Consider the following 25,570-nt stretch of genomic DNA (forward strand, 5'->3'; position numbering starts at 1 on the left):
TTTGTTATTTAAATCTGACTTTTCAATCTATTATCTAATTCTCAAAAAACATTACCATTAAATTCCCTGGCATCCTCACGTGCTGCATAACATATTTGTTCCCTTAGATCAGGTATTGCGGAGAGCACCCTTGTCCAGTCTGGCAACAGCATATCATGGGGTTTATCAAGATATTCTTCCCCGGATTTCATGATAACCTTTGAGAACATATCCACATAAGTTTCCTCTTCATGGCGGTTAAAGTTTAGGCCATTGAAAAGGGCATCAGTATAATATTTCCTTATAAGGTCCTGCCCTCTTCTTTTATATTTCACCTGTACACTATGCAAGAGTGAATGGGATATGGGGGTGGTTGATGATTCTGTGATTATACGCAGGAATGTCGAGAAAATATCACCAGTCATCTTGCATAGGCCTTCCGTGCGGTCCTGGCCAAGTTTTTTATGTTTATGATCGTAAAATCCAAGATCTGTCTGGCATACTCTCTTGTATGTGGCATTGCGGTAGACTTCTGCAAGCAATCCGACTTCAAGTCCCCAGTCTGCCGGGATTCTTATATTGAGTGCAAGATCGCTTGTCATTGCAAATTCACCGGAGAGGGTGTAGCGGAAAGATCTGAAATAGTCCAGGATCTCTGAATCACATCGAAGTTCTTTGTGCAGGGTATCCATAAGGGGTTGGACAAAAAGACGATAAACACGTCCATGCATAGTTTTTTTGTCCAGGTTTACTCTTGCATAATAACCTTTGTTGAAAAAGAAATTCAGATCTCGACTGACTATAGGATAAAGAAGCTTTAAAGGAATGGAAGATGTGTAATTGACAATATCCGCATCATGCAGGGCAATTGCATAAGAATTCAGGCTGGCAACACCTAGGCCCAGCCAGGCATCCATGCCCTTACCTCTGAAACCTGTAAGGTCAAGATCAATCTCCTTCATATCATCTATGATCTTTTGAACCCTTTTGCCATTACACCATATGAGCATATGGTCGGTTTTTAACTGGCTGAAAAATTGTGCAGCTTTTGCGTATTGTTCGGGATTATCAGCTGCCATCGGAATAATTATCTGTTTAACACAGTTGCATTTATTTAATTCCTCCACGATTTGCTGAAGAGGACGTTTTTCTACTTCCTCGTATAATATCGGTATGATCAAACAAGCAGGTCGCTTTTTTTCAAGTTGCTTGATTTTTTCTTCAAGTTTATTGACATCAATGCAAAAATCATGTATTGTAGTAATATCCTCCTGATGAAAATCCATTTAATACCCCCGTTTATGGATGATTTTTTGTACTATGAATATATTTTTGTCATCCTGATTCTCTCCCCCTATAAAGTCGAATCAGTGATTAGATGTCTATTCATAATTCCATTTTTGCTCTATATAATGGAGCCAAAAAATTTATAGTTTTCTATTTGCCTAAAATCTCCTATAAGAAAGGTCCAGAATATAAATTTGCAAGTTATATCACGTCAGTATCTCAGAAAAGTATGATTAATAGACTGCAGTGGATATTTGTTTCTACAATGATTATGATTGTAAATTTTATACAGGTTGAACTTTCGTGATGTCTATTTTGAATGATTATATGTAATGGATAATAAGTATTTTATACTTCGAATAACCTTATATTTGTACTTATACTTAATATCTGGCGTGGTCAGGAGCATACTATAAATGGAAGGAATGGCGGCAGAAAAATGGTTTCAGCTTGGTTTTCATGCCGAATATCCTGAAGATAAGATTCGTTGCTACTCACGCGTTCTCGAAGTGGAAAAAGATTCTCTTATCTGGGATAACGAAGCGATTGCTCTTGTATGGACAAATAAAGGTATAGCTCACAGTGATCTGACAGAATACCAGGAAGCTATTCATTGTTTTGATAATGCTCTTGAACTTAATGGTAATAATCCTGATATATGGTACAATAGAGGCATAGTCTATTCCTAGTTGAAATAGCCAGAAAAAGCGATTGAATGCTTTGACAAATCCACCAAGATTGATCCAGATTATGATAATGCATGGCTCAATAAAGGCATGATGTTCTGTACTATGGAAAGATATGAAGAAGCCCTGATATGTTATGAACATATAAACATCAGGGAAACTGATTCTGCTGAAAAGAAAACAATTTTGTGGAACTGTCGGGGCATATCACATTTCTTAAAAGGGACATATGATGAAGCGACACGATGTTTTTCTCATGTATTAAATCTTGATCCGGAATGTGAAGAAGCAAAAAATTACCTGAAAAAAGCCATATCCCTGCTTAATCAGCAAAAAAAACAAACATCCAATTACTAAGGACCCATTATTTGTGTTTAATTTTATATATGTGAAGTCCCAATATCTCTACGATCATACTACCAATTTATGAAGAGGGATGGAAATACTTGGTAATTTAAAAAACTACATACGTCATTCTGTATTGCCATTTGCATCCAGAATCCCCCTTTCTCCCGACACTATCACATATCTCGGGCTTTTTGTAAGTTTTCTGGCAGCTTTTGAGTTTTCAAAAGGCGATCTTTTATACGGTGCCCTTTTTTTAATTCTTGGAGGGGTACTTGATGTTTTGGACGGGGCCGTTGCACGTGCAAGTGGTACAACATCGGCTTTTGGAGGGGTACTTGATTCGGTTTGTGATCGTTATGCGGATGCTATTGTTTTTGCAGGTTTGATTTACGGTTTTGTAAACAACACAATTCAAGGGAGCGGATTTTTTATAGAAGGGTGGATCTGGTGTATCTTTGCAATGATTGGCTCATATCTAGTCAGTTACACACGCGCCCGTGCCGAAGCAGCAGGTGCATCCAAACTTGATATAGGGGTGGCAGAAAGATCAGAAAGAATTATAATTCTGATAATCGGCGCACTTTCAGGTTTCCTCCTGCAGGCACTTGCACTTATTGCAATCCTGACCCACATTACTTTTATACAGCGGGTAATGGGGGCAAAACAGCGCCTATAGAAGAGATTATATAACACATCATTTATGTCTAGATTGAATTACTTTACAGTCACAGCTGAGGATTAATATGCTATATGAGGCAGAAGTCACCATCAATCTAAAGGCCGGTATGCTGGACCCTGAAGGAACTACTATCAAGCGTGCTCTGGGACACCTGGGTTATAATACAGAGAGTGTTAAAAGCACCAAAAGGTATGTCATTGAACTTAATGCAGAATCAGAAGAAAATGCCCGCGGACTTGTTGACCAAATGTGTCAGAAACTGATTGCAAACCCTATCATTCATGATTACTCGATTGACCTGAGGGAAATAGAATGACCGTTGCCATCATACAGTTCGGTGGAAGCAATTGCGATAATGATGTCCTGCATGTCTTGCAGGATGTACTTGGAATTGATGCCGAACTTGTCTGGTATAAAGAGGAAAAACTCGATGACTATGAGGCTGCTGTAATCCCGGGTGGTTTTTCATATGGTGACTATCTGAGATCAGGTGCTATTGCTTCAAGGACACCTATAATGGATGCTGTGAGAAAAATGGCCAACGATGGCAAGCCAGTGATGGGAATATGCAATGGCTTCCAGATACTTACTGAATCAGGTTTACTGGATGGAGCCCTTACAACAAACAGTTATCCCAAGTTCAAATGTGAATGGTCATACTTGAAGGTAGAAAATACGAATACGCCTTTCACTTCAATGTATGAAAAAGGTCAGGTGATTCGTATTCCGATTGCCCATAAGGATGGAAAATACTATAATGATGATGCATCCCTGCAGCAGCTGGAGGATGATAATCAGGTTGTATTTAGATATGTAGATGAAAGCGGCAATCCAAACGAAGCTGTCAATCCAAACGGCTCACGTAATAACATTGCAGGCATCACAAATAAAACCGGCAATGTACTGGGTATGATGCCACATCCCGAAAGAGCATCAGAGAAAATTATAGGTTCTGATGATGGTCTTTTGATGTTTAAGTCGATGTTAATTGGTCAGAAATAATCATTTGCTTACTTTTATTTTTGCAGCGGTCTTCCAGGAATGCCTGACAAAATCGGGCAAATTCCCATTTTTATCCATCCACTCCTGAAGGAATTTTTTGGTTTTGGGATCTGATGGATAACCGCTTCCAAAATCTTCATTGATAGATGTTTTGATATTTCCTATAAGCTCGTCTCTTCTGACTTTTGCAATAATGGAGGCCGCAGATACTATTGGGTATATGTCATCGGCACGATGCTCGGAAACAATTTCCGGCTTTTTTTCTCCTTCATGCTTCTTTTCATATGCAGCAAGAAGTTTCTTGCCGAATCTTTCTGCGTTTACATCTGCAGCATCTACATATGCCATATCAGGTTTCAGGTTTTCGAGGACACTAGAAAATCCCCTTATCATGATATCATTCATGCTCATTATGTTGCGTAGCTCATCTATCTGGCATGCTTCTATTTCCTGTATAAATATCCCATCTGCATATTTACGTATCTGACGGGCGAGATTTTCCCTTTTTTTGGGGGACAGTTTTTTTGAGTCTGCCACACCCAGATTCTTCAGGGCGTTTATGTTTGATTCATCCATAATAACACCGGCAACACACATTGGTCCGATTACCGGTCCTTTGCCAGCTTCATCAATTCCTGCAATTTTCATAGTTGTCCTCATCTTCAGATAAATAAGGTAAAGATAACGTAAGCAATTGTCATCATCACTATTGAATGTTTCAATCCGGCAAGGACTTTTCCTTCACCCATTGCTCCTGCCATCAGACCGGAACTCAGTCCCTGTATCAGACAGGCATGTTTGAACAATCTCGTATACTCATCCAGGTTAAAACTTGAAAGGAAACTTCCCTGTGTTCCCGAAGCAGCCATTTTTGCACCCGCATCTGCCATTTCTGTCAGGAATGTAGTGGATATTACATATATCACACCTACAAAAACAAAAAAAGCAATGTAGATAATTACTATATAAATCATCATGCTCATTGAACGTTCCCGCTTCATATCCTGTTCAGATGATGCATCACGGGATGCTACGAGTAAAACCTGACCTATATCTCCACTGGATTCATTGGCCTTGGTAATAAGGGTAAATGACCTTGCCACAACCTGGGTCCTCAGTCGATTTGCAAACCTGACAAGACTGTCATTTATGTTTACTCCCCAGGAAATATCCCTCCAGACCTTTTTTATTTCCTTACTGAGAGTATCAGTCTCCTTTCTTGACATAAGCTTTATTGAATCCTGTAATGTCATCCCGGTTTCGTTAGTACTGGCCAGTTTTTTCAACAGGTCAGGAATATTTTGTTCCAACTTCTTCTTGCGCCGATTTTTCTTTTCATAGAATATAGTCAGGGGAACAACTGTTGCAAAAAATCCAAATACAAGATAATCATCAATAAAATCAATTATCCCGGAGGGTAATCCTCCATCTTTCATATTGAGAAGGAGGGGAATTATTATTATGCATGCACCAATCGGGCCCGTTATAACCAGTGTATATTCGGGCTTTTCAAGCATTGGCTTTAAAGGATTTCTTATATATTTCTTATATTGAAGGCCCTTTTTTGATTTGATAAAACTTTCAAAATATCCGCGTTTTTGTACTTTGTCTTCATTTTCTTCTATAACTTCCCCGTTTTCGTCATAAACCGGCTGGAGGTGTAGAGGTACTTCGGGGATTCCATGATCATATGTATCATTGGTCTTGAGTAACTTTGGTTCCCCTAGTTCGCCAGGTGTTATTATGCTGATCATAACAACAAACATGAGGGAACCGATGGGGAGGACAGCATATATGATTGCATATACCATTGATTTTGAGCCGGAACCCATGATAATCATCATAACTCCCATTATTATTATAAACAGTGGACCGGCCACAAATGCAGTTACATATGATTCAGAAAGCAATGCCAGTGTTTCCAGGAAACCTTTCTGGTCCACCATACTTTTCTGCAAGTATTGATCTGATTTATCCTGAAAATATTTTGCGATGTCTCCCCCACTATCTATTATTGTAACAAGATTGTATATCAAATCCTGAAACCTGTCTGAAGGGGTAGTACTGGATATATTTGTCAGTGCTGTTCTGATGTCGTGGCCGAAATATTCCATGTCCTTTACAATGGTATCGACTTCGACAGCCACTTCCCCATAGGTATCTTCTGCCTTTGCAAGGGATTTGAATACATCCAGGATATTCATCCCGCCCCTTGTTAATGCATACATAAAAGTTACTGCATAGGGGAGTTGTTGATCGATATTATTTTTCCTCTCCCCTGCCTGGAATGCCGGATAAAACATGAAGAGAACATAAGTTATACCTCCCAGTATAAGTGTCAGGAAAATAACAATAAAAAAGCCTATTATAATATCCCTGTAAGCCAGCAACCATGCAAACGATGAATTGACCTGGATGCCGGTTAGCTGATCGGGTAATCCTATGATCGTGAAAATAAGGTAAGCAAATAAAAGTCCCAGCAAAGCGCCGAAAATCCCTGCAACCACAGAATAAAATATCCCTGCTGATACATACATCTCATAAGACACAGGAATTCGTGCCTGTTTGAGCTGGAGCTGGAGGCTTGAATAACTGTTCCCTCTTTCCTTAACCCTCTCTCCCAGCAGGGCGAAAGGAATTTTTCTGGCAAGGTCAAAAAGAATTTGACCATAATCTTTCTCGGAGTTGCTTTTACCATTTAATTTGAAACGTGTTTTTAAATGTCTGGAAGAGTTTATTATTTTTTGTTTGAGCGATATTTTATTGGTTTGAGGTAGTTGGGATGCTTTTTTGACAGGATCCGTAGATTCATCGATTGCGTCGGGTTCAACTGTAGTTTCATTTTCTTCAGTTTGTGATCCATCCAAGTATTATCCCACCATTTTCATTTATCCATTCCAAATCTGGCAAGGGTTTTTTCGGGTGTTGCCTGGTACTCTTTAATGATGGTAGCAATCTCTTTGAAATCCCGGATTCCATTGTACAACATATATTCAAGTATATTCTGCCGGGTTTGCAGTTCTCGATTAATATCTCCTTCATTCCAGCCCCTTTGTAGCTTTATGTCATTCAATGCTTTGGATTTACCCGTATGCCTGAAGGAATCAGTCGATGAATCCCACGTAAATATGTCGTTGGTTCGAATATTGCGCGTATTTGGATCTATATCGGTGATCTCCACAAGTTTCAGGTTCCTCCTGACACGTTTGCCTGCTGAAAATGTCTGTGCCTGAATACTCATTATGTCAAGAGCCTGGATCATATTTCTGGGTACACTTATAGGAGGATTTTCCAGCCTGTGAATTGCCGATGATACAGAATCAGCATGCATGGTAGAAAATGTGGTGTGGCCTGTAGACATCGCCTGGAACAACGTTAGTGCTTCTTTGCCCCTGACCTCACCTACCAGCAGGTACTCCGGTCTTTGCCTCAAAGCCGCCTTCAGCAGGTCATACATGTCAACAGCTCCTCTTTCGTCTGCTGTAAATGAGTCCCTGGTAACTCCTGGTATCCAATTAATATGCGGTAATTTAAGCTCTCTTGTATCCTCAAGGGAAATGATTTTTGCCTTTTCAGGAATGAAGAGGGAGACTGCATTCAATGATGAAGTCTTACCTGAAGCCGTACCTCCTGCATATATCAGACTCTTATTATTTTCAATACACAACCACAGATATGTCATTCCTGCCGAAGAAAAGGTACCCCACTCAAGAAGGTCAATTGGTGTAATAGGAGTTTCACTGAATTTACGAATTGTGAAGGTACTGCCGTGAGTGGTTACAGTTGTACCCAGAGTCATCTGGATACGGGACCCATCTGGCATTGTGGCATCTATCATTGGCTCGGCTACGGATATATGTTTACCACTTTTTTGAGCAAGCTGGATTATAAAAGAATTGAGTTCATCTTCTTCAAAGTAGATATTGGTGGAAATATTGCTGTATTTTTTGTGATAGAGAAAAACAGGCTTATCGTGTCCGTTACCTGATATATCTTCTATTCCATCGTCATACATCAGTGGATCAATTTTTCCCAGCCTGACAAAATCCCTTTTTACATAGTAAATGATTTTTCCCAACATCAGGGGGGTAAATTTTATAGCATAATCCTTAAGGATGATCAGTATCTTGTCTTCCAGTATCTTTTCTTTATTTGCCAGTCTGTCAATATTTTCCACGAGTAAAACATCACGCAAACGATCTTTAATCTCTGTCAGGAAGATTTCTTCAAATTCATCTAATTTTGGTTCAACTATCTGGTACAGATAATCATTGAGGAGTTCATTATAAAGAATGACGACAAAACAAAATGGCTCATCAAGCCAATATCTCTCAATTTCTTCATAATTTGCTATCCCTTCAAAATATGTAATGGGACCATGGATAGCAGGGTCATACTGTTCGATTGGTTCTATTTCTCTTTCAAGGAGATTACGTATTTTCTGGACGAAATTAATATTTTTGAAACTTTTTTTTATTTTAGTTTGTGAATCAGCCTCTTCGCCTGATTCTTTATTTCCCTCCTCCGGTTCATCCTCCAGTAAATTTTCCGTGTCATCATTTACAGTAGGATCTTGAGATAAGGAAGTCTTCACCATTGCGCTGTTATTTAGGTCTTCAGAGTCATCTGTTTCAGTTGTTTTTTCCTGTAATTCTCTTATATTTTTTTCAGTATTATCGCTTTCTGGAGGGGGAGAAAATATATTTGGTAAATCCTCTTTAGAATTGGAAGTATTTGATTCTCCATCGGATAGTTTTCTTTGTTCTTCATTATTCTCGTTTGCAGATGGATTTTCTCTACGTATGGTTTTTTCACCTTTGGAAGGTGTGAAAATAATTTCATCCTTTTTTTCTTTAACAATCAAGGTGTCTTTTTGAGAAGATTTTTCTTTTTTACGGAAGGAGCCGGGTTTGAAAAGTTTTGGTTCTATCACTCCCGATTCTTCTTGCTTGCCAGTGGATGAGTTTTTATTGTTCTTTGAAAGTTCTCCCTTGCTTGAATAATCCATTCCCCTTTTTACGGAATCTTCATCACTCATTTTGTCACCGGAAATTAATTATTATTTATGGGTATTATGGGCCTAAATGCAGCGTACATATATATCAGTAATAATATTATAATCATTATTATAGTTATGGATAATATTCTCCTTATGTCTATCCATGAAAAACATTAAATCTTAGATACCCATTACTTTCCAAGCATACAGACCAACTTTACGGAAGATCCCCATGCCCATTATAACACTGGATTATGAAGACCTTGAGAAACTTACAGGTACTGACCGGGATAGAATAATAGATAGGGTTCCCATGATCGGAGCAGATATCGAACGTATTGAAGACAAATCCATTGATATCGAATTCTTCCCCGACCGTCCCGATCTATATAGTGTCGAAGGTGTTTCCAGAGCAATGCGGGGTTTTATGGATATTGAAAAAGGGCCTGTAAAATATGATATTAACGATTCAGATGTTGAAATATCTCTGGATGACAATATAAAGACGATCCGTCCTGTGCTTGCTTGTGCGATTGTCCGTGGAGTCAAATTCACCGAATCCTCAATAAAATCCCTGATGGATCTGCAGGAATCCCTGCATTGGGGATTGGGCAGAGACCGTAAGAAAGTGTCAATCGGGGTTCATGACCTCTCCGGACTCAAACCACCTTTCAAGTATATTGGTGCTGACCCATCAGTGGAATTTATTCCTCTTGATTTCACCGAACCCATGAACCTGGCAGACATCCTCGAAAAACATCCAAAGGGCACACGTTTTGCCCATCTTCTTGAAGGCTATTCAAAATATCCCCTTATACTTGATGCTGATAATCAGGTGCTTTCCTTCCCGCCTATAATTAACGGAACACTAACCATGGTGGACAAAAATACCACCGATCTTTTCATAGATGTAACAGGCCTGAGTGGCGAAGTTTATACAGCCCTCAACATTGTTGTGTCTGCACTAGCCGATCGTGGAGGCAGGATTGAATCTGTTAAGATTAATTATCCCGATGAGAAATCAAAAATCACTCCTGATCTCTCGCCGGAAAAACGTATTATTTCAATGGATGAAGTGAAATCCCTTGTTGGTATGGACTTCACATCAGAGGAAGTAGCAGGCCATTTGAGAAGAATGCGTTATGCAGCATCACCTGCAGGCACCAATGAAGTGGAGATAGAAATTCCTCCCTACAGGGCAGATATCCTGCATAATTATGACATAATTGAAGACATTGCAATTTCGGTAGGTTTTGACAATATTGAGGCAATATTCCCATCTACTTCCACAACCGGTGAGGCACATCCCCTTTCCCTGATGCAGGATAATATCAGGGAGATAATGGTTGGGCTGGGATATTCTGAAGTAATGCCATTTACTCTTACCAGTGAGAAGGTGCATTTTGATAATATGAGGAGGCCTCATACAGAAGATGTGACACCTGTAATGCATCCTATCAGTGAAGACCAGACAATGATACGCACGACCCTCCTGCCCAACCAGATGGAAATTCTCTCCCTGAACCAGCATCATGAACTGCCTCAGCGCATATTTGAGGTTGGTGAGGCAATCGTGAATTGTGCAAATAAACTGCACCTGGCAGCTACGTCTATCCATGCACTGGCAAATTTTGAGGAAATAAGAGAAATTGTTGATTCAATGATGATGGAGCGAAATGTTCCCTATTCAGTCAAGGCATCAGAAGACCCTGCATTTATTGAAGGCAGGAGAGCAGATATTCTTGTAAATGGTATAAAAGTAGGTGTGATGGGAGAAATTCATCCGCAAGTCATACTCAATTTCGGGCTTGGACAACCTGTTGTAGGTTTTGAAATAAACCTGGATGAATAACTAACTGATATTTAATTACTATTTAAAAAAGAACGGGCCCGCCGCGATTCGAACACGAGTCAATGGGTTTCTTCGTACCTATTTTAGGTAACATCGAAGCCCATCAGGATATCCTGGCTACCCCACGGGCCCGCAGGAAGCAGCCTTATCATAGTGATAACGTCTATTAAACTTTTCTATAGCGGCATTTAGAAACTGATACGATATTGCAACAATACAGCAACTACTATAAGCATCAATCCGAATATTTTTTTGAAATATTTTCTGGAAAGGGTTTCAAGATTCCATTTTGAAGTATACATAATCCGGGAGCCAAACTGGCTTCCAATCAGTGAGGCAGTTGCAAATAGAATCATTGTAGTACCAGAAATTTCTATATTGTTGAGATGGGAGATAAGGCCGGACAGTGAAGAGATCATTACAATTAGCGATGACGTGGCAGGTGCCTCTCTTATCCCGTATCCAAGACTAAGAAGCAGAGGTACCACGAATGTTCCGCCCCCTATACCCAGCATCCCCGCAGATATTCCTACTCCAACACCCACAAGTGACCCCAAAAACAGTCTACTGTGGGTTGCTGGTTCTGATATGTATGCTTGTTTTTTGCCATTAATGAGCATGCTTAATCCGACAAGAACTATTACAACACTGAAAATAAAGAGAATTGTTTCCTCAGAAACTCTCATGCCAATATGTGTTCCAATCGGTGCTCCGATTACGGAAAAGATAAGGAAAGGAATTGCAGTATGAAAATCTATCATTTTCTTTTTCAGGTATGTAAATGAAGCTGAACCGGCTGTGGTTACATTGAGTAGAAGGGCAAGTGGGATTGCGATTCTCAGGTCAATACCAATCCAGTAAAAAAGGGGTACATAGATTACTGCCCCTCCGATTCCCAATAATGCAAAAATGGAGGAAAGTCCCAGGATTAGTATTGTAAGAAGAAAGGGGTCTAAAGCCATTATATCTTACTTATCCTTTACATCTTTGTATCTTTCTTTGAAGCGGGCAATATCCTCACGTGTGCCTACAACAGATATGATATCTCCCTTTTCAAGGACTACATCATCCAGTTCTTCTATCTTTTTCGTATCTCCTTGCATATAGCCGATTACACGACACCCGATAGTACTATACAGGTCAAGTTCGCCGATTGTTTTTCCCGCCATATTCTTTCCAACGACAAGATTCTCAATTTCAGTTCCCTCATAAAGCATTATGTCTTCTATAGGGCAGTATCCTCCGGTCCCATAACAAACAGAAGTGATTTTTGCCAGCATCTGGCCGGCAACTATAGAAAGGGAAGCAACGTAATCGGCTCCTGCTTTGTATATTTTGTCAATGGATTCAACTGAATTTGCTCTGGAAAATATTGTGGACTCCGGATTTAACCCTCTGGAGATAAGAGTGGCAAAGATAACATCCGTATCGTGATTCAGACAAATTATAACTGTCGAGGCATTTTCAATACCCGCATTTTTGAGTACTTCTTCTTCCGTACCATTACCCACTATATATTCAAAATCCGGTCTCAGGAAAAGGTCTTCTTTTGAATCAACAATGACAAAAGGGATGTCGTTCTCGTCAAGTACTTCTGCAATCCTTTTTCCTACATCCCCGTATCCAAGAACGATTATATGGCCCATTTGCATTCCAGGTCACCTGTTATTTTGTAAGATCCTTTAATTTACTCAAATGTTCCATTGTACCGGTTGCAAGCAGTACAGTATTTTCTTTAATTATTTCTTCATCATCAACTTTAAGGAGCAATTTACCTTCTTTTCTTAATCCTATTATATTTGCTCCTGTTTTCTTGTGGATATTAGCTTCGTTGAATGATTTGCCAATAAGCTGGCTTGCAGGGTATACGGGAAGTTCTACAATGCTATATTTATCCAGGAATGTAGTTGCACCGCCAAGCCCCATTACATAGGGGTCCAGTGCTTTTTTTCCCAGAAACCTGCCAAGTACAAGTTTTGGGGAAACTACACGATTTGCACCTGCATATTTGAGGTATTTGATATTTGCTGAATCTTCGGCTACTGCTATTATGTAAGCATCTGCAAGGCTGGAAGCGGTAAGGACAATACTGGCGTTTTCTTCATCAGATCTATTTGCTATCAAAAAGCGGGCTTTGCCAACCCTAGCGTTTTCCAGTGTTTCATCATCTGTAGCTTTACCGTATATGCATGGTATTTTTTTTTCAATAAGGCTTCTAAGTATCTCTTCATTGTCTTCAATGATTATGAAATTGACTTTCTGGTCCTCAAGTTCATCTATGAGCGTTTCCATTAACCGGTTGTAGCCACAAATGATTATATGGGAAGAAAAAGAGTCCGGCGCTTTTGTTGGAAGGGGCATGTTCAGGGCTTTTTCAAACCACGGTGTAATGACAAAAGTAATCAAGATACCAAATACCATGACTACGCCACTCAATTGTACAAAGATGGCAAAAATTTTGCCAATTGGACTTGTTAAAACAATGTCTCCGTAACCTACAGTAGTGGTAGTTGAAATCACCCAATATAGAGCATCTACAGGATTATAAAACTGCGTTTGCCCCTCATAATTTACCAGCATGAGGAAGATGATCGTATCTATGATTACCAATCCCAGGGAAATTCCCAGGTAATGGTACAGTGATCGTCTCCACATGGCCGGTAATTTCATTTTAATTCATCCTTGTTTTTAGAAACCATGAACAATGTAGGGTCCGAAGATCATCAGGACAAAGGATAATATGATAAAGATTGTAAATGTGCCTGCTATGGTTCCTGCAAGGGTGGTTGATTTGATTTCATCCCCTGTAAACCTTTTGAGGAACGACTGGAGGTAATCTCTGAATACATGTCCTCCGTCCAGCGGGACAGCCGGAAGGCAGTTGAATAAGCCCACATAGAAGTTCAGCCATCCAACCCAGAGAAGGCTGTTGGCAATCCAGAAAACTCCTACACCGAGAGGCTCGCCCCATCCAACGGGTTCATAGAACTGGGCAAGAGTACCACTAAAGCCAGGGAACCCTTCTCCTGCAAATCCTATTATGGGCAGACCTAATAGAATTACCCAGCCAGCTACACCTGTAAGCATAGAAGGCAATCCTTTGAGCATATCCAGATATTCATGGGCGGGGTACTCGCCAATCGAAAGCCCTACCGGTATATTTTTTACTCCATCTGTGCCATAATAAACTCCCAAAAACCCTTTTTCGGAAGTACCATCAGGATGTTGGCCCAGTGTCAGAGTGTATATTTTACTTTCTCCCTCAGTTGTCTTCACCTCAATTTCCACTTCCTGATCAGCAGTTGTGGTATTCATGAAATTGACAAATTCTTCAGGGGTTTGGGTGGTAACATTATTGATGGAAAGTAAAAACATCCCTTTTTCAAGGTTACTTCTTTCTGCAGGTGAACCATCTACAATATCATTGATATATATTCCAAAATCTCCGGTATCCTGCTTGCCGGTTACTTCCAGTTCATATTCTCTTATCTCTCGGTCTTTGGCTGCCTTCAAGGTGACCGTGGACCCTGTTTCTGTTTTGTTCAAATAGGCTACAACGTCATTGGCATAACGTATTTCCTGATCATCTATACCAGTTATTATCATTCCCTTTTCAATACCTGCAATATCAGCTACAGAGTCTTCTTTAACATCCACGACCATTGTATCGCTCATAGGAGCTACAGCCCCCAACACTGGTCCGAAAAAGAGAACAAAAGCAATCAGGGCTACTGCAAAATTAGACATCACTCCGGCGGCCAGGATGCGTGCACGCTGGTTTCTGGTGGCCTTTTTTTCATTTATTACAGGACTTCCAAATTCGTCTTTCCCTTCCCCGAAAAGTTGCTCTTCATCGGGTTCAGCAAAACCTCCAATAGGCACCAAGGCAAAAAGTATTCCCATGGATTTAACCCTTATATCTTCTACCCTGGCAAGAATGGCATGGGCAAATTCATGAACCACCAGTGTTACTACCAGGGCAATGATGCCCCAGGTAAGCGGAATAAATTCGTTGACTCCCGGAATCAGGAATACATTGCGCGCCTCGTTGAATTTACTGGGTTGAGGCATTGCATTCTCTGTAAGGGAAGAAATAAGTGCAATATCTGAAAGAATGACAATAAAAAGCATGGCAAACATGCCTATGAACATTAGCACAATGCCGGTATTTGCAAAGACTCTCCAGTAACGGCGGGGTTTTGCAAGTTTATCCAGAAGAGCCAGCCCCCTGACAGTTCTGATCATGAGTATGGGGCCGTATGCGGATATGTTGTACTTTTCCAGTACTCCCTTTTTGCTAAGATAGGCAACTGCAGCCCAGTATACTAAAAATATCGCCAATATGAGGTTAGTAGTGTCCAATTGAATTCTCCGATGGATTATGCCAGTGATGATTAGATGGTTCAATTAATATCTTTTTATATTAAAATCAAATGGCAGAGGATAGTGTTGCTTGCTATACAATAAATCATATATCGTCGGGATAGACGCCAAATTGTTGAGTGAAGTTGAGCTGGTCTACTTCTTCCCAGTCCTCAGCAATCTTTTCACCCTTTACTCTGCTTATGGTTATGCCTGAAAAACTAACTTTACGGTTTGTAGGAAACACACCCTGGAATGTTTTTTTATGGGTTCCTTCTGCCTTCCAGCGTGTAACAACCTTATCATTTTCAGCTATTATATCTTCTATTTCAAAATGAAGGTCTGGAAGGGCATGGTGTATGGCGCCCATAAATTCTTTGAGATTTTCCCGATCCAGTTTTTCTCCGCCATAATGCATCAGATAATCGTCTGTACAGTGTTTATCTACTATTACAGGATTCCAGCCTTCTCTGGCGACTTTCAGCACGAGTTCTTTGTTTTTATCAAGAGAGCCACGGATTTGCTCATCGTTAGTCTCATTTTTTCCCATCGTTAATAATAGACAGGGTTTATATTTAAAAAGTTTATTTCACCAAAATTGCAGACTTATCCGGTAGTATCAGTATATGTCAGGTACAATTGGTTCTGACCTGTGGTTCTGTGACATATTTATTCTATATACTCTGTATATTATATTGTAGAAGTATAAGCGCAACAGAGGATTGATTGTAAATTCTGGAAGAGTAAGGCGGAGGTATTTGGGCTTAGAAACATAAAGTCCCGAATTGTATGGTTTGCACCTGTTTTACAATATCTCTTCCTTCTTCCAATCTCTGAAACTTATTTCTAATTATTGAAACCTTGGACCATCCACATCTGCATCATTATTGTAGCCACGCCTTTCCCAGAATCCTTCATAATTATCATCGTCCGTCACCTCGATCCCGGTGATCCATTTGGACCACTTGTAACCATATTTTCCCTCTGCTACAAGTTGCAGGGGAAAACCTCTTTCCTGGGGGAGAGTGACGTTGTTAAGTTTGTAGGCAACGATAATATTGTTATCAATCAGGTAATCCAGGGAAAGGGATGTAGAATAACCGTCTTTTGAATAGAAAATAACAGTATTCGCCCCTGCACTGACTTCTGCTTCTTCCAGGAGGGTTTCCACCGGTACACCGGTCCACAGTGCTGTAAAGCGCCAGCCTTCTACACAGTCAAGCGGCACAATCCTGGAAATGGCCGGGTAGGAGGTGAGCTGCTCATAACTTATATTTTCAGTTTCATTTACCATTCCATTAATTTTAAGCGTGTAGGTCTCTCTATCAATATACTGGGTTCCCTCGATGCCATTGTTGCGTTGCTCTTCAATAGGTGTAAGTTCAACACCGTTATATTCCAGTGTTTCTGTCTCATTGTCCCGCATACCATCTTCTGTTTCCTGCGGTGTGTTGGAAATGCAGCCTGCTACAAGCACTATAATGATAAGGAAAAGAAATATTGGATATCTAATGAAACCACCTCTGTATATGGAACTTGGAACTTATTGCAAAAATAGGTTTTGTATAATGTACTGAACTGTTTCTGCTTGCAAAGAAATGTACTTTTTAGAGCATTTATTGGAATGGCTAGCAAGTTGTCGTTGTTGTCTAAATTACAAGTTTCCTGCGATAGATTTATAAAAAATCATGTTATTTAGACGTTGCATATTCTGGTTGCAGAGAAATGTCAAACCAAATCTGCAATAAAAAGTGTGCGAGAGTAGCCAAGCGGCCAACGGCGATGGACTCAAGATCCATTCTCGTAGGAGTTCGTGGGTTCGAATCCCCCCTCTCGCACCAATCCATATTTTACATGTTTTAAATTCATTTAACAACTACCTCTTTTATCGGATCTATTTTCTCAGTTTTCAAGAATCATTTATGGCAGAAATGTAACTTGACTGGGAAATATAATAAATATCAATTTCTATCAGGTATGTGCCAGAAATGCCATATTCATAACTATTAGCAGGAGGTTTAAAGATGGGCTTTAAATGTGCAATATGTTCAAAAGAAGAAAACTCTCTTCTGAAGGTAAATCATGTTAAATTAAGAGTTATAAAAATTTGTGAAGATTGCTGGTTTCAAGAACATAACAAAGGCAACTTGATCTCTCTTAAAGGTGGATGTGATTGCTGCAGATAATTAGAGGGTTTCATCTTAACACAAAATGAAGAGGGCATCAATCAATTGCAACAATCTCATCGGTACCTTCGGTACTTTTTATAACCCCTGAAAATTGCCTCCAATTCCGATGGTACACATAATCTTACCTTTCCCCGGTTTGGTAAGCTCAACAGTTATCTTGTTTGCCACCTGTCCTACATCGAAGATACCAGAACACACATACAGTCCAATAATAGCTGCTTCACATGCACAAGTTGGCTTTTCTGTCACTTTCAGTTCTTCTGTCATGATTCATTCTCCATGACTTTGATACTTATGTATTCACTTTATCCACAATGAATTGATCAACCAAAGAGCTTTCAAGATCGTCTGTATCTCTACAGAGTTTAGGTAAAAATTTTCTTTAGTATAGGATGAATCAAATAAGGTACTCACAAAAAATCTATTTATATGTTAGTATTTCAAGATTCGTTGAAATACATATATATACAAGAAACAACAACCACTTAACTAGCGATATTCGATATATTAGTTGTCACAGAACGGAGATACAGTATGGCTGAAGTTACCATCAATTCAAGCATATGTGGATTTGAGCATAATGTTGTTGGGAAAAAGGAAGGAAAAAACATAATTATTGACATCGAAACGGATTGTGATAAAATAAAAAAGATGTCTCATATGGAAGTACCCATTGATCAGACACTTGATATCAAAGACAATTATGTGATATCAAAGGCCCAGCAATTGAACTGCTCATCCAATTGTCTTGTGCCCTGTGGAGTATTACATGTGTGCAGGATGGAAATGGGAATCCTGTCTGAATCCCTGGCAAAAAAATCCGGAAGAGTCAGCATCGATTTCCAATAAATTATCGTATTGAAAATAAATGTCTGATATTATATCAAGATCTCCTTGTTTATTAAGTAGATAATATTTGGGGAAAACATGATTCAAACTATACTTATACCTACTGATTTTACGATTGAGAGTGAGAAACTGCTCTCTTGTATTGCAGAATTGAAGAAAACAGGCTTGAAGAAAGCTGTATTGTTGCATGTTGTGGACATTTTTAAATCCCAGGGACTTGCTCCCATGTTCGAGGAAAATGCAAAGAAAAAAATTGCCGAATACAAGCAACTACTGGATGAAATGGGAATCGATACAGTCACACATGTTGTTGAAGGCGATGTCAATAAAACTATAATTAAAGTTGCAGATGAAGAAAACGTAGATTGTATTGTTATGGGTGCAACCACATCAGGAATTATAAAAGGAAAGCTTACAGGCAGGACTACAAACTATATTTCCCGAAGATCCGATAAGATTCTGCTCATTGAGAAATACAATAAACTTGAAAACGGTGAAGAAGAGTTATACGCGAAGGCATGTTCTGCAAAGTTTTCAAAAGTAATGGTTCCGTTAGACTTCTCGGATAATTCAAGTAAAATACTTGATGTGCTTTGGCAAATGACAGATGTCATCCATGAAGTTGTCTTTGTACATATTATAGAAAATACAAAAAATAAGCCTCAACTTGAACATAAGAAAAAGGAAAGTTTTGATAAACTCTATGAGATCGGTAATGATTTGGAGAAAAAGCTGGTAGTTAATTATGTTGTAAAGGAAGGCAAACCCGCAAAAGTACTGGATGAACTTGCAGAAGAAATGGGTATCACCCTGATAATGATAACCACACATGGAACCGAATCATTAAAGGATATTCTTCTGGGAAGTACTGCCGAAAACCTCCTCCGAAATACTGTCAAACCAATATTGCTAATTCCTGCAGACAACAGGTGAAAACAATGGAAGAAGAAAGAGAACTTGATTTTTTCAGCAAGTATTTGTCCATATGGGTAGCCATCTGTATTGTACTGGGTACTGCAATAGGTTCCCTGTTCCCCAAATTTGCAGATGCAATTGGTCAATATGAAATTGCAAATGTGTCTATTCCAATTGCAATCGTCCTTTTGGTCATGATGTATCCCATAATGTTAAAAATAAGTTTTGAAGAAATACTAAAAGTAAAAGAAAATAAAAAACCTCTTTATCTGACCGTTTTTGTAAACTGGGCAATCAAACCATTTACAATGACCATAATTTCCTGGATATTTATCAGTATATTTTTCTCTGGCCTTATACCACTTAATCTTCAAGCGGAATATATTGCGGGCTTGATTATACTGGGACTTGCACCCTGTACCGCAATGGTACTGGTCTGGACATATTTAGCAAACGGTAATATCAATTATGCTCTTGTACAGGTTTCTGTAAATGACCTGATTATATTGATATTGTTTGCTCCCCTGGGAGCGTTTCTTGTTGGGCAGACCACTGACTTCCCAATACCTGTACTAACCATATTCTATTCTGTATTATTCTATGTAGCGCTCCCTCTTGTCCTTGCAATGTTAACCAGGCATTATGTCATTAAAAGCAAAGGCCTAAGCTGGTTTGAAAATAATCTAATCAATAAAATAGAATGGATTACACCCGCGGGACTCCTTATAACCCTGGTCTTGATTTTTACTCTTCAGGGTGAAATGATAATCAAATATCCCCTCCATATTGTCTTGATTGCTATACCTATCATAGTGCAAACATATTTTATATTTGCAATAAGCTATTATGGTGCAAAAAAGCTGAAAATCCCCTTCTATGAAGCTGCACCTTCTACATTTATTGCACCAAGTAACTTCTTTGAACTGGCAGTAGCCACCACATTAATACTGTTTGGTGCAACTTCAGGAGCCACACTGGCAACTGTAGTAGGTGTACTGGTCGAAGTACCTGTAATGTTATCACTTGTAAAGATAATGAAAATGAACAGGCACAAATTCCAGTTTGAAGAAGGAATGTGACAGTTGGTATGAAAATTATAAGATGCATATTCATCTTCTTTTTTTATAACACAGGTGATCTTTCTTGGAATCAGGAATTAAACACGAATATATTGTGGAAGCAACGATCTCAGCCATACAAAGGGCAGAGACTGAATTGCCGGATGATGTGGTTACTTGTCTGGAAAAAGCTGAACAGAAGGAGAGCAGTGAGATTGCACGCTCTCATTTGCAGGCAATACTGAAAAATACAGGGATTGCTCGCAGGCATTCTGTGCCCATATGTCAGGATACCGGAATTATCATCCTTTTTGTGGAAATCGGCCGCAAAATCTCACCCCTTCCCGATATTGAACAAGCTCTTATTGAGGGTGTCAGGAAAGCCACATCTGCCGTACCTCTGCGACCCAATGCCGTACATCCTCTGACACGCATTAATAGTGGGGATAATACCGGAGATGGTTTGCCGGATATAAAATATTATTTTAATGATTCAGAAGAATTGAGGATCACAGCCGTTCCCAAAGGTGCAGGCTCGGAAAATATGAGCATACTGAAAATGCTTAACCCCACAGAAGGTGATTCAGTCGACCGTCTTGTCCTTGAAACTGTCAGGAATGCCGGGGGAAAGCCCTGCCCGCCTGTGATACTGGGTATTGGTGTTGGTGGATCATTTGACAAAGCCGCCCTGCTTGCCAAGAGTGCTTTGCTGGAGCAGGTAAATTACATGGATGAAAAAGAACATGCTCTGCTGAAAAAAGTCAATTCCCTGGGAGTTGGTCCCATGGGTACAGGTGGCGATACGACGGCTCTGGCGGTACATATCAGGACTGCTCACTGCCACACAGCTTCCCTGCCCGTGGCTATCAACATCCAGTGCTGGGCCAACAGGCATGCTACAGCTGTTGTTGGAGGTGACGGCAAATGGAATATCATCTGAAAACCCCTCTCACCATCGAGGACATAGAATCCCTGCGCATTGGTGATGTAGTTTACATATCAGGCAATGTTTTCACAGCCCGGGATGAGGCTCATTCACGTATCCTGGAAACCCCCCTGGAAAATATGCCCATTGATCTGGAAGGAGCAGCTATCTATCATTGCGGTCCTCTTATGCAGGAAAAGGAACCTGGAATATGGCAACCGGTGGCAGCCGGTCCGACCACCAGTGCACGTATGTCTGCAATGACTCCTCAACTTCTGGAAAAACACAATGTGAGAATGTTGATAGGTAAGGGCGGAATGGACAATGTAGCCGATTCAATGAAAGGAAAATGTGTCTATCTTGCCTATACTGGAGGTTGTGCTGCATTGGCGGTCAATTCCATAACAAAGGTTTGTGGTGTCCACTGGCTTGATCTGGGTATGCCAGAAGCAGTATGGGTACTTGAAATGGATGAATTCGGCCCCTTGATTGTGGGAATAGATACTGGGGGAGAAGACCTTTTCTGGAATATCAGGGAAAAGGTAAACGAAAATCTCGAAAAGAATCTTAGATAAGGAAGGTGAAAGTGGCCCAGGCTATGATGGTCAGCAATAAGGAGTGCTTTAAGCCTGCTGACACCTGTCCTTCCCCCATCTGGCCTGCTACGATTCCTGTAACAAACCCCTGGATCACAGAAGCGTGGAATAATATACGGGTGAAATGATCCGGATCAAAAGCACCTATGAATTGACTTCCTGCACCTGCAGATGCTGCTGCATTCCCGGCTTCTGCCATGGTTGGTACGAATTTAGAGGTTAGCATAAGAACCACGAAGAGGAAAACAAGGAATGACATGTAACTAATCACAACATAAACCACCATGTTTCCCTTTCTTTCCCTCTGCAAGGTTTTGATCTCATTTGCATCCCTGGCAGCTGCATCAAGTACGGATGAAGTTCTTCCGCCGGCCCTGTTTGCCTGTGTAATTAAAGCTACAGACCTTGAAATAAGGGGTGTATTCAGACGTTGGGCAAAATTTTCCAGCGTAACCTCAAAAGAAATGCCCCAGGAAAGGGAAGCATCCATTTTTTTAACTTCTTCTGTCAGTACTCCATAGTCAGCTTTTGTCAATGTATTGACTGCTGCAGGCAATGTAAGTCCGGCACGGCTCATCTCTGCCATGTCCCTGAGGAAATTTGGTATGTATTCCTCTACCTGATTTATAAAACGCCTTTTTTTGAAGAAAGTGTATGAAGGAAATGAAATTGAAATTAGAACTGAAAATATTATCACATCATCTATAAATGGTGTACCCCATGTCAACTTCAGTCCTATTATCAGAAAGATCAATGAAAGTGGTCCGCTAAATACTATAGAATAGGGGGGGTTTCTAAATAAAAATTCCTTTGGCTTTTTAGCAAATTCCTTTATGAGCACATATTCTCTGGCTTTTTCCAGTTTTTCTTTTATCGTGAGATCTTCAAGCTCCTGAAGTTTTTCCTCGCTTAAAGGTTCATTCCTTTCTACCGGATCGTTGCCAATAAACTTCATTTTACTCCTCCGGAGTCAAACTACTGATAAGGATCACAAATAAAATACTTCCTACAGGCACTATGGCATACACAAGAATATAGAGAAACAGCATATTTGCCCCACCCATTATAGACATGATCGATATGACTATTATAAGGAAAAGCGGCCCTGCTACAAAGGCAGTAACATAAGTTTCACCGAGAAGCCCCAGTGTTTCAAGAAATTCCTTTTGCCTCTGCCTGTTTTCCACTATGTACTGATCGGTCTTTATTTTAAAATAAGGTTCCAGCTCGCCCCCGGATGTAACAACTGTAATTGCTCCCTGCAAGAATTCCTGAAGCATAGGTGATGGAGTGGTGAGTGAAATGTTCTTCATGGCTGTTACCAGATCCTTTCCCAGCACTTCCATGTCCCTTACCAGATAGCGTACTTCAACCGCAACTTCCCCGTAGATGGAATTCTTGGCCAGAGACTTAAAAAGTTCTACAGGAAGCACTCCAGCTCCTGACATTGCAGACATATAATTTATAGCATAGGGCAGTATTTGTTCGATGTTGCGTTTTCTGTCTCCTGCAATCAAAGCTGGATAGAGAATAAATCCTTTAAATATGGATACAAAAGATAATAGTAGAATTGCTATACTTCCGGATACCTGCACGATAAGGGCTTTATATGGAACAATGGGGGCAAACCAGTAAGGCAGGTATAAACGTGTGCCCGGAATTTCCGGTATACCCGTAATGAAAATTAATACATTAAAGAATAAAAATACCAGTATGCTTCCTATTATAGCAGAAAGCATTGCTCCGGATAAATACATATCATAACCTATGTTCATCCTGCTTTTCAGCAGGTTGTGGCGGAGACGGTGGTATTTGAGTCTCTTTTTTGCAAAAAGGTCCCCGAAAAGGGTATATGCATAGCTGAAGTATCGTTTACTCATCTTGCATTTCCTGCTTTACCAGTTTAATTATTGTTTCAGGTTCTCTCTTATAGGCAACAATTATCTTCGAAAAATCCTTATAATTGCTAATTCCTTTCTGTAAAGCCCATTCTATAACTTCCTGGCGTTGTTGCAATTCCTTCCTGACAGTTGCATCATCCCATCCACGATCCTGCATCAGACTTTCAATTACATAGGACCTTCCTGAGTACTGGAAGGAGTCTTTCCCCGCCCCCCACAAGAACACTTCATTTGTAAGCAGTTCGCCGGTTCGCGGATCTACTCCAACGATTTCCGTAATGGACTTGCATCTCCTAACTCGATCTTCACCAACTTTGACCTGTGCCTGCACACAAACAACGTCAAGCGCCTGTATCATAATTCTGGGTACATTGATGGGAGGATTTTCAAGGCGATGGACGATTGATTGTACGGAATCTGCATGTATGGTGGAAAATGTGGTGTGGCCTGTAGACATTGCCTGAAACAGTACATATGCTTCAGCTCCTCTTACTTCTCCTACAAGAATGTATTCCGGGCGCTGTCGCAGGGATGCTCTCAGGAGCTCATACATACCTATGGATCCTCTTTCTTCTCCTGCAAAAGCCTGTCTTGTTACGCCCGGTATCCAGTTGGGATGAGCAAGATTGAGTTCCCTGGTGTCTTCAATCGAAACCAATTTCATTTCGGGCTGGATGAACATGGAAATTGCATTCATGGAAGTTGTTTTACCTGATGCTGTTCCACCAGCAAATATGATACTTTTGTTTGATTCAACAGCAAGCCAGAGATAGGCCATCATTGCTGTGGAATAAGTATGAAAACCAATTAATTGAGGTGGGGTTATTGGATTTTCATTAAAACGGCGAATCGTAAAAGTGCTTCCATAGGTTGTTACTTCCCTTCCAAGGGTCAGCTGTATTCTGGACCCATCCGGCATTGTTGCATCAAGCAAAGGGTTTGCAATAGAGATGTGCTTTCCACATATCTGAGCCATTCTGATTACAAAAGAATCGAGTTTCTCATCCAGGTCAAAAGTTATACTCGAAGGAATTGATTCATACTTTTTGTGATAGACATAGATTGGGGTAACAGGTCCGTCACAGGAAATATCTTCAATATCCGAATCGCGCATCACCGCATCAATATCCCCATAACCCAGGAAATCCCGCTGGATATAATAGGTAAGTTTTTCTCTGTTTGCCGGGGACAGGTCAATCCTGTAATCTTTCAGGAATTCGGTAAACCTGGACCTGAGTACATCTTTTGCATCTGATTTTTCGGTCTCCTTCAGATCAATATCCAGAGTCTCTATCAGACGCGATTTAATATCTTCGAGCAACTTTTTTTCCATATCAGTTAGCTCAGGTTCAATGACCTTGTACTGATATTCATGTATTTCCATGTCATAAAGGATGCGAATGTAGGAATAGGGAGGATTTATGGGATAAAGTTCAATTTCACGTACACCAGGATTATCTTCGCCGGATAGGTCTACAAGAGGACCATGTTTTACAATATCGTATTTTTCGAATTCAATCTCACGTTTTGTGATTATGTCTTTTATTTTCTGCAACATTGAAGACTTTTGTATTTCAATATTTTCTTCATCAACCATCATTTGTTCTTCTGTAATTTCCCGGATGGCTTTTTCCCAGACAGTTTGTACTTCTTCTGGTATCTTCCCCTGTTGCAGTTCCTGATTTATTAATTCTTTTTCAACAAGTTTGTCAATCCCTTCATTGACATTAGGTTCATTAGCTAAATCTGAAAATACAGTGTCCATCATTTCAATCTGTTCTTCAAGATTGAAATCATCTGGATTGTCGCCGTCCCCCCCAGGCGCATTTTTATGAATGTCTGTATTCCTCTCTTTGTCGGACTCCTCTGTGTCCCCCCTGCCCCTTTTTTCTTCCATTCTCTGTATTTGTTCTTCTGAAGAGGAAGCCATATAGTTACACCTT

General features: G+C 40.1%; 25 protein-coding genes and 2 tRNA genes. 12 read left to right on the forward strand and 15 right to left on the reverse strand.

Translation table 11 applies throughout. The features are described from left to right. Positions 1-41: 41 nt before the first annotated feature. Positions 42-1,265: a glucosyl-3-phosphoglycerate synthase gene (gene gpgS, locus BKM01_RS03245; protein WP_072359958.1), complete on the reverse strand. Its 1,224-nt coding sequence runs from the start codon at positions 1,263-1,265 to the stop codon at positions 42-44. A 417-nt stretch (positions 1,266-1,682) separates the two neighbouring features. On the opposite strand from gpgS, the gene BKM01_RS03255 reads away from it, so the two are divergent. The 5 genes from BKM01_RS03255 to purQ all read left to right on the forward strand — a co-directional run bounded on the left by BKM01_RS03255 (position 1,683) and on the right by purQ (position 3,981). Continuing rightward, complete coding sequence (locus BKM01_RS03255; protein ID WP_072359954.1) at positions 1,683-1,955, forward strand: tetratricopeptide repeat protein; 273 nt, start codon at positions 1,683-1,685, stop codon at positions 1,953-1,955. A 102-nt stretch (positions 1,956-2,057) separates the two neighbouring features. After that, positions 2,058-2,309, forward strand: coding sequence for a tetratricopeptide repeat protein (locus BKM01_RS03260; RefSeq protein ID WP_072359952.1), 252 nt, complete (start codon positions 2,058-2,060; stop codon positions 2,307-2,309). 79 nt (positions 2,310-2,388) lie between these two features. After that, positions 2,389-2,976 (forward strand): CDP-alcohol phosphatidyltransferase family protein, encoded by a 588-nt coding sequence (locus BKM01_RS03265; RefSeq protein WP_198926188.1) that lies wholly within the window; start codon positions 2,389-2,391, stop codon positions 2,974-2,976. Between the two features lie 67 nt (positions 2,977-3,043). Then, positions 3,044-3,295, forward strand: coding sequence for a phosphoribosylformylglycinamidine synthase subunit PurS (purS, locus tag BKM01_RS03270; RefSeq protein WP_072359950.1), 252 nt, complete (start codon positions 3,044-3,046; stop codon positions 3,293-3,295). Continuing rightward, entirely contained in the window at positions 3,292-3,981 is a 690-nt protein-coding gene (purQ, locus tag BKM01_RS03275) for a phosphoribosylformylglycinamidine synthase I (RefSeq protein WP_072359948.1), read from the forward strand. Before purS ends, purQ begins: the two co-directional genes overlap by 4 nt. On the opposite strand, the gene rnhB is transcribed toward purQ, so the two are convergent. Genes rnhB through BKM01_RS03290 form a run of 3 tightly spaced genes read right to left on the reverse strand, consistent with a single transcriptional unit; the run spans position 3,982 to position 9,019 of the window. After that, a complete protein-coding gene (gene rnhB / locus BKM01_RS03280) occupies positions 3,982-4,629 on the reverse strand; it encodes a ribonuclease HII (protein WP_072359946.1) in 648 nt (215 codons plus the stop codon). It abuts the gene before it with no gap. A gap of 14 nt (positions 4,630-4,643) precedes the next feature. Further along, positions 4,644-6,848: a type II secretion system F family protein gene (locus BKM01_RS03285; RefSeq protein ID WP_099816289.1), complete on the reverse strand. Its 2,205-nt coding sequence runs from the start codon at positions 6,846-6,848 to the stop codon at positions 4,644-4,646. A 17-nt stretch (positions 6,849-6,865) separates the two neighbouring features. Further along, positions 6,866-9,019, reverse strand: a complete 2,154-nt coding sequence (locus tag BKM01_RS03290; RefSeq protein WP_072359943.1) for a type II/IV secretion system ATPase subunit — start codon at positions 9,017-9,019, stop codon at positions 6,866-6,868. A 193-nt stretch (positions 9,020-9,212) separates the two neighbouring features. Here BKM01_RS03290 and pheT point away from each other — a divergent pair, with 193 nt between their 5' ends. Further along, positions 9,213-10,832 carry a phenylalanine--tRNA ligase subunit beta gene (gene pheT, locus BKM01_RS03295; protein ID WP_072359941.1) on the forward strand — a complete coding sequence of 540 codons (1,620 nt, stop codon included), beginning with the start codon at positions 9,213-9,215 and terminating at the stop codon, positions 10,830-10,832. A 33-nt stretch (positions 10,833-10,865) separates the two neighbouring features. Here pheT and BKM01_RS03300 read toward each other — a convergent pair. The 7 genes from BKM01_RS03300 to BKM01_RS03330 form a co-directional block, all read right to left on the reverse strand. Next, positions 10,866-10,964: transfer RNA gene (locus tag BKM01_RS03300), tRNA-Arg, on the reverse strand. Positions 10,965-11,020: 56 nt separating this feature from the next. Then, positions 11,021-11,794: a sulfite exporter TauE/SafE family protein gene (locus tag BKM01_RS03305; protein ID WP_072359939.1), complete on the reverse strand. Its 774-nt coding sequence runs from the start codon at positions 11,792-11,794 to the stop codon at positions 11,021-11,023. Positions 11,795-11,800: 6 nt separating this feature from the next. Then, positions 11,801-12,484: a potassium channel family protein gene (locus BKM01_RS03310; RefSeq protein WP_072359937.1), complete on the reverse strand. Its 684-nt coding sequence runs from the start codon at positions 12,482-12,484 to the stop codon at positions 11,801-11,803. A gap of 13 nt (positions 12,485-12,497) precedes the next feature. After that, positions 12,498-13,502 carry a potassium channel family protein gene (locus BKM01_RS03315; protein ID WP_072359935.1) on the reverse strand — a complete coding sequence of 335 codons (1,005 nt, stop codon included), beginning with the start codon at positions 13,500-13,502 and terminating at the stop codon, positions 12,498-12,500. Positions 13,503-13,520: 18 nt separating this feature from the next. Continuing rightward, positions 13,521-15,194, reverse strand: a complete 1,674-nt coding sequence (locus BKM01_RS03320) for a site-2 protease family protein (RefSeq protein WP_072359933.1) — start codon at positions 15,192-15,194, stop codon at positions 13,521-13,523. 106 nt (positions 15,195-15,300) lie between these two features. Then, positions 15,301-15,744: an ester cyclase gene (locus BKM01_RS03325; protein ID WP_072359931.1), complete on the reverse strand. Its 444-nt coding sequence runs from the start codon at positions 15,742-15,744 to the stop codon at positions 15,301-15,303. A gap of 300 nt (positions 15,745-16,044) precedes the next feature. Then, on the reverse strand, positions 16,045-16,671 hold the full coding sequence (locus tag BKM01_RS03330) for a molybdopterin-dependent oxidoreductase (RefSeq protein WP_233125660.1): 627 nt from the start codon (positions 16,669-16,671) through the stop codon (positions 16,045-16,047). Between the two features lie 278 nt (positions 16,672-16,949). Between BKM01_RS03330 and BKM01_RS03335 the strand changes: the two genes are divergently transcribed. Further along, positions 16,950-17,035, forward strand: a tRNA-Leu gene (locus tag BKM01_RS03335). A 423-nt stretch (positions 17,036-17,458) separates the two neighbouring features. On the opposite strand, the gene BKM01_RS03340 is transcribed toward BKM01_RS03335, so the two are convergent. After that, positions 17,459-17,650 (reverse strand): putative zinc-binding protein, encoded by a 192-nt coding sequence (locus BKM01_RS03340; protein ID WP_233125658.1) that lies wholly within the window; start codon positions 17,648-17,650, stop codon positions 17,459-17,461. Positions 17,651-17,917: 267 nt separating this feature from the next. Between BKM01_RS03340 and BKM01_RS03345 the strand changes: the two genes are divergently transcribed. The 5 genes from BKM01_RS03345 (at position 17,918) to BKM01_RS03365 (ending at position 21,705) form a co-directional block, all read left to right on the forward strand. Further along, a complete protein-coding gene (locus BKM01_RS03345) occupies positions 17,918-18,232 on the forward strand; it encodes a DUF6951 family protein (protein WP_072359927.1) in 315 nt (104 codons plus the stop codon). Positions 18,233-18,310: 78 nt separating this feature from the next. Then, complete coding sequence (locus BKM01_RS03350; RefSeq protein ID WP_072359925.1) at positions 18,311-19,165, forward strand: universal stress protein; 855 nt, start codon at positions 18,311-18,313, stop codon at positions 19,163-19,165. A gap of 5 nt (positions 19,166-19,170) precedes the next feature. Further along, positions 19,171-20,226 carry an ACR3 family arsenite efflux transporter gene (gene arsB, locus BKM01_RS03355; protein WP_072359923.1) on the forward strand — a complete coding sequence of 352 codons (1,056 nt, stop codon included), beginning with the start codon at positions 19,171-19,173 and terminating at the stop codon, positions 20,224-20,226. Positions 20,227-20,290: 64 nt separating this feature from the next. Next, positions 20,291-21,145, forward strand: a complete 855-nt coding sequence (locus tag BKM01_RS03360; protein WP_072359921.1) for a fumarate hydratase — start codon at positions 20,291-20,293, stop codon at positions 21,143-21,145. Further along, complete coding sequence (locus BKM01_RS03365) at positions 21,130-21,705, forward strand: FumA C-terminus/TtdB family hydratase beta subunit (protein WP_072359919.1); 576 nt, start codon at positions 21,130-21,132, stop codon at positions 21,703-21,705. The genes BKM01_RS03360 and BKM01_RS03365 overlap by 16 nt, the downstream gene beginning before the upstream one ends. On the opposite strand, the gene BKM01_RS03370 is transcribed toward BKM01_RS03365, so the two are convergent. Genes BKM01_RS03370 through BKM01_RS03380 form a run of 3 tightly spaced genes read right to left on the reverse strand, consistent with a single transcriptional unit; the run spans position 21,698 to position 25,557 of the window. After that, positions 21,698-22,681: a type II secretion system F family protein gene (locus BKM01_RS03370; RefSeq protein ID WP_072359917.1), complete on the reverse strand. Its 984-nt coding sequence runs from the start codon at positions 22,679-22,681 to the stop codon at positions 21,698-21,700. The two genes, BKM01_RS03365 and BKM01_RS03370, sit on opposite strands and share 8 nt — an antisense overlap. A 1-nt stretch (position 22,682) precedes the next feature. Further along, positions 22,683-23,606, reverse strand: coding sequence for a type II secretion system F family protein (locus BKM01_RS03375; protein WP_072359915.1), 924 nt, complete (start codon positions 23,604-23,606; stop codon positions 22,683-22,685). Beyond that, positions 23,599-25,557 carry a type II/IV secretion system ATPase subunit gene (locus BKM01_RS03380; protein WP_072359913.1) on the reverse strand — a complete coding sequence of 653 codons (1,959 nt, stop codon included), beginning with the start codon at positions 25,555-25,557 and terminating at the stop codon, positions 23,599-23,601. The genes BKM01_RS03375 and BKM01_RS03380 overlap by 8 nt, the downstream gene beginning before the upstream one ends. Positions 25,558-25,570: the final 13 nt, after the last annotated feature.

Source organism: Methanohalophilus portucalensis (assembly GCF_002761295.1).
In the GTDB taxonomy this organism is placed as follows: Archaea; Halobacteriota; Methanosarcinia; order Methanosarcinales; family Methanosarcinaceae; genus Methanohalophilus; species Methanohalophilus portucalensis.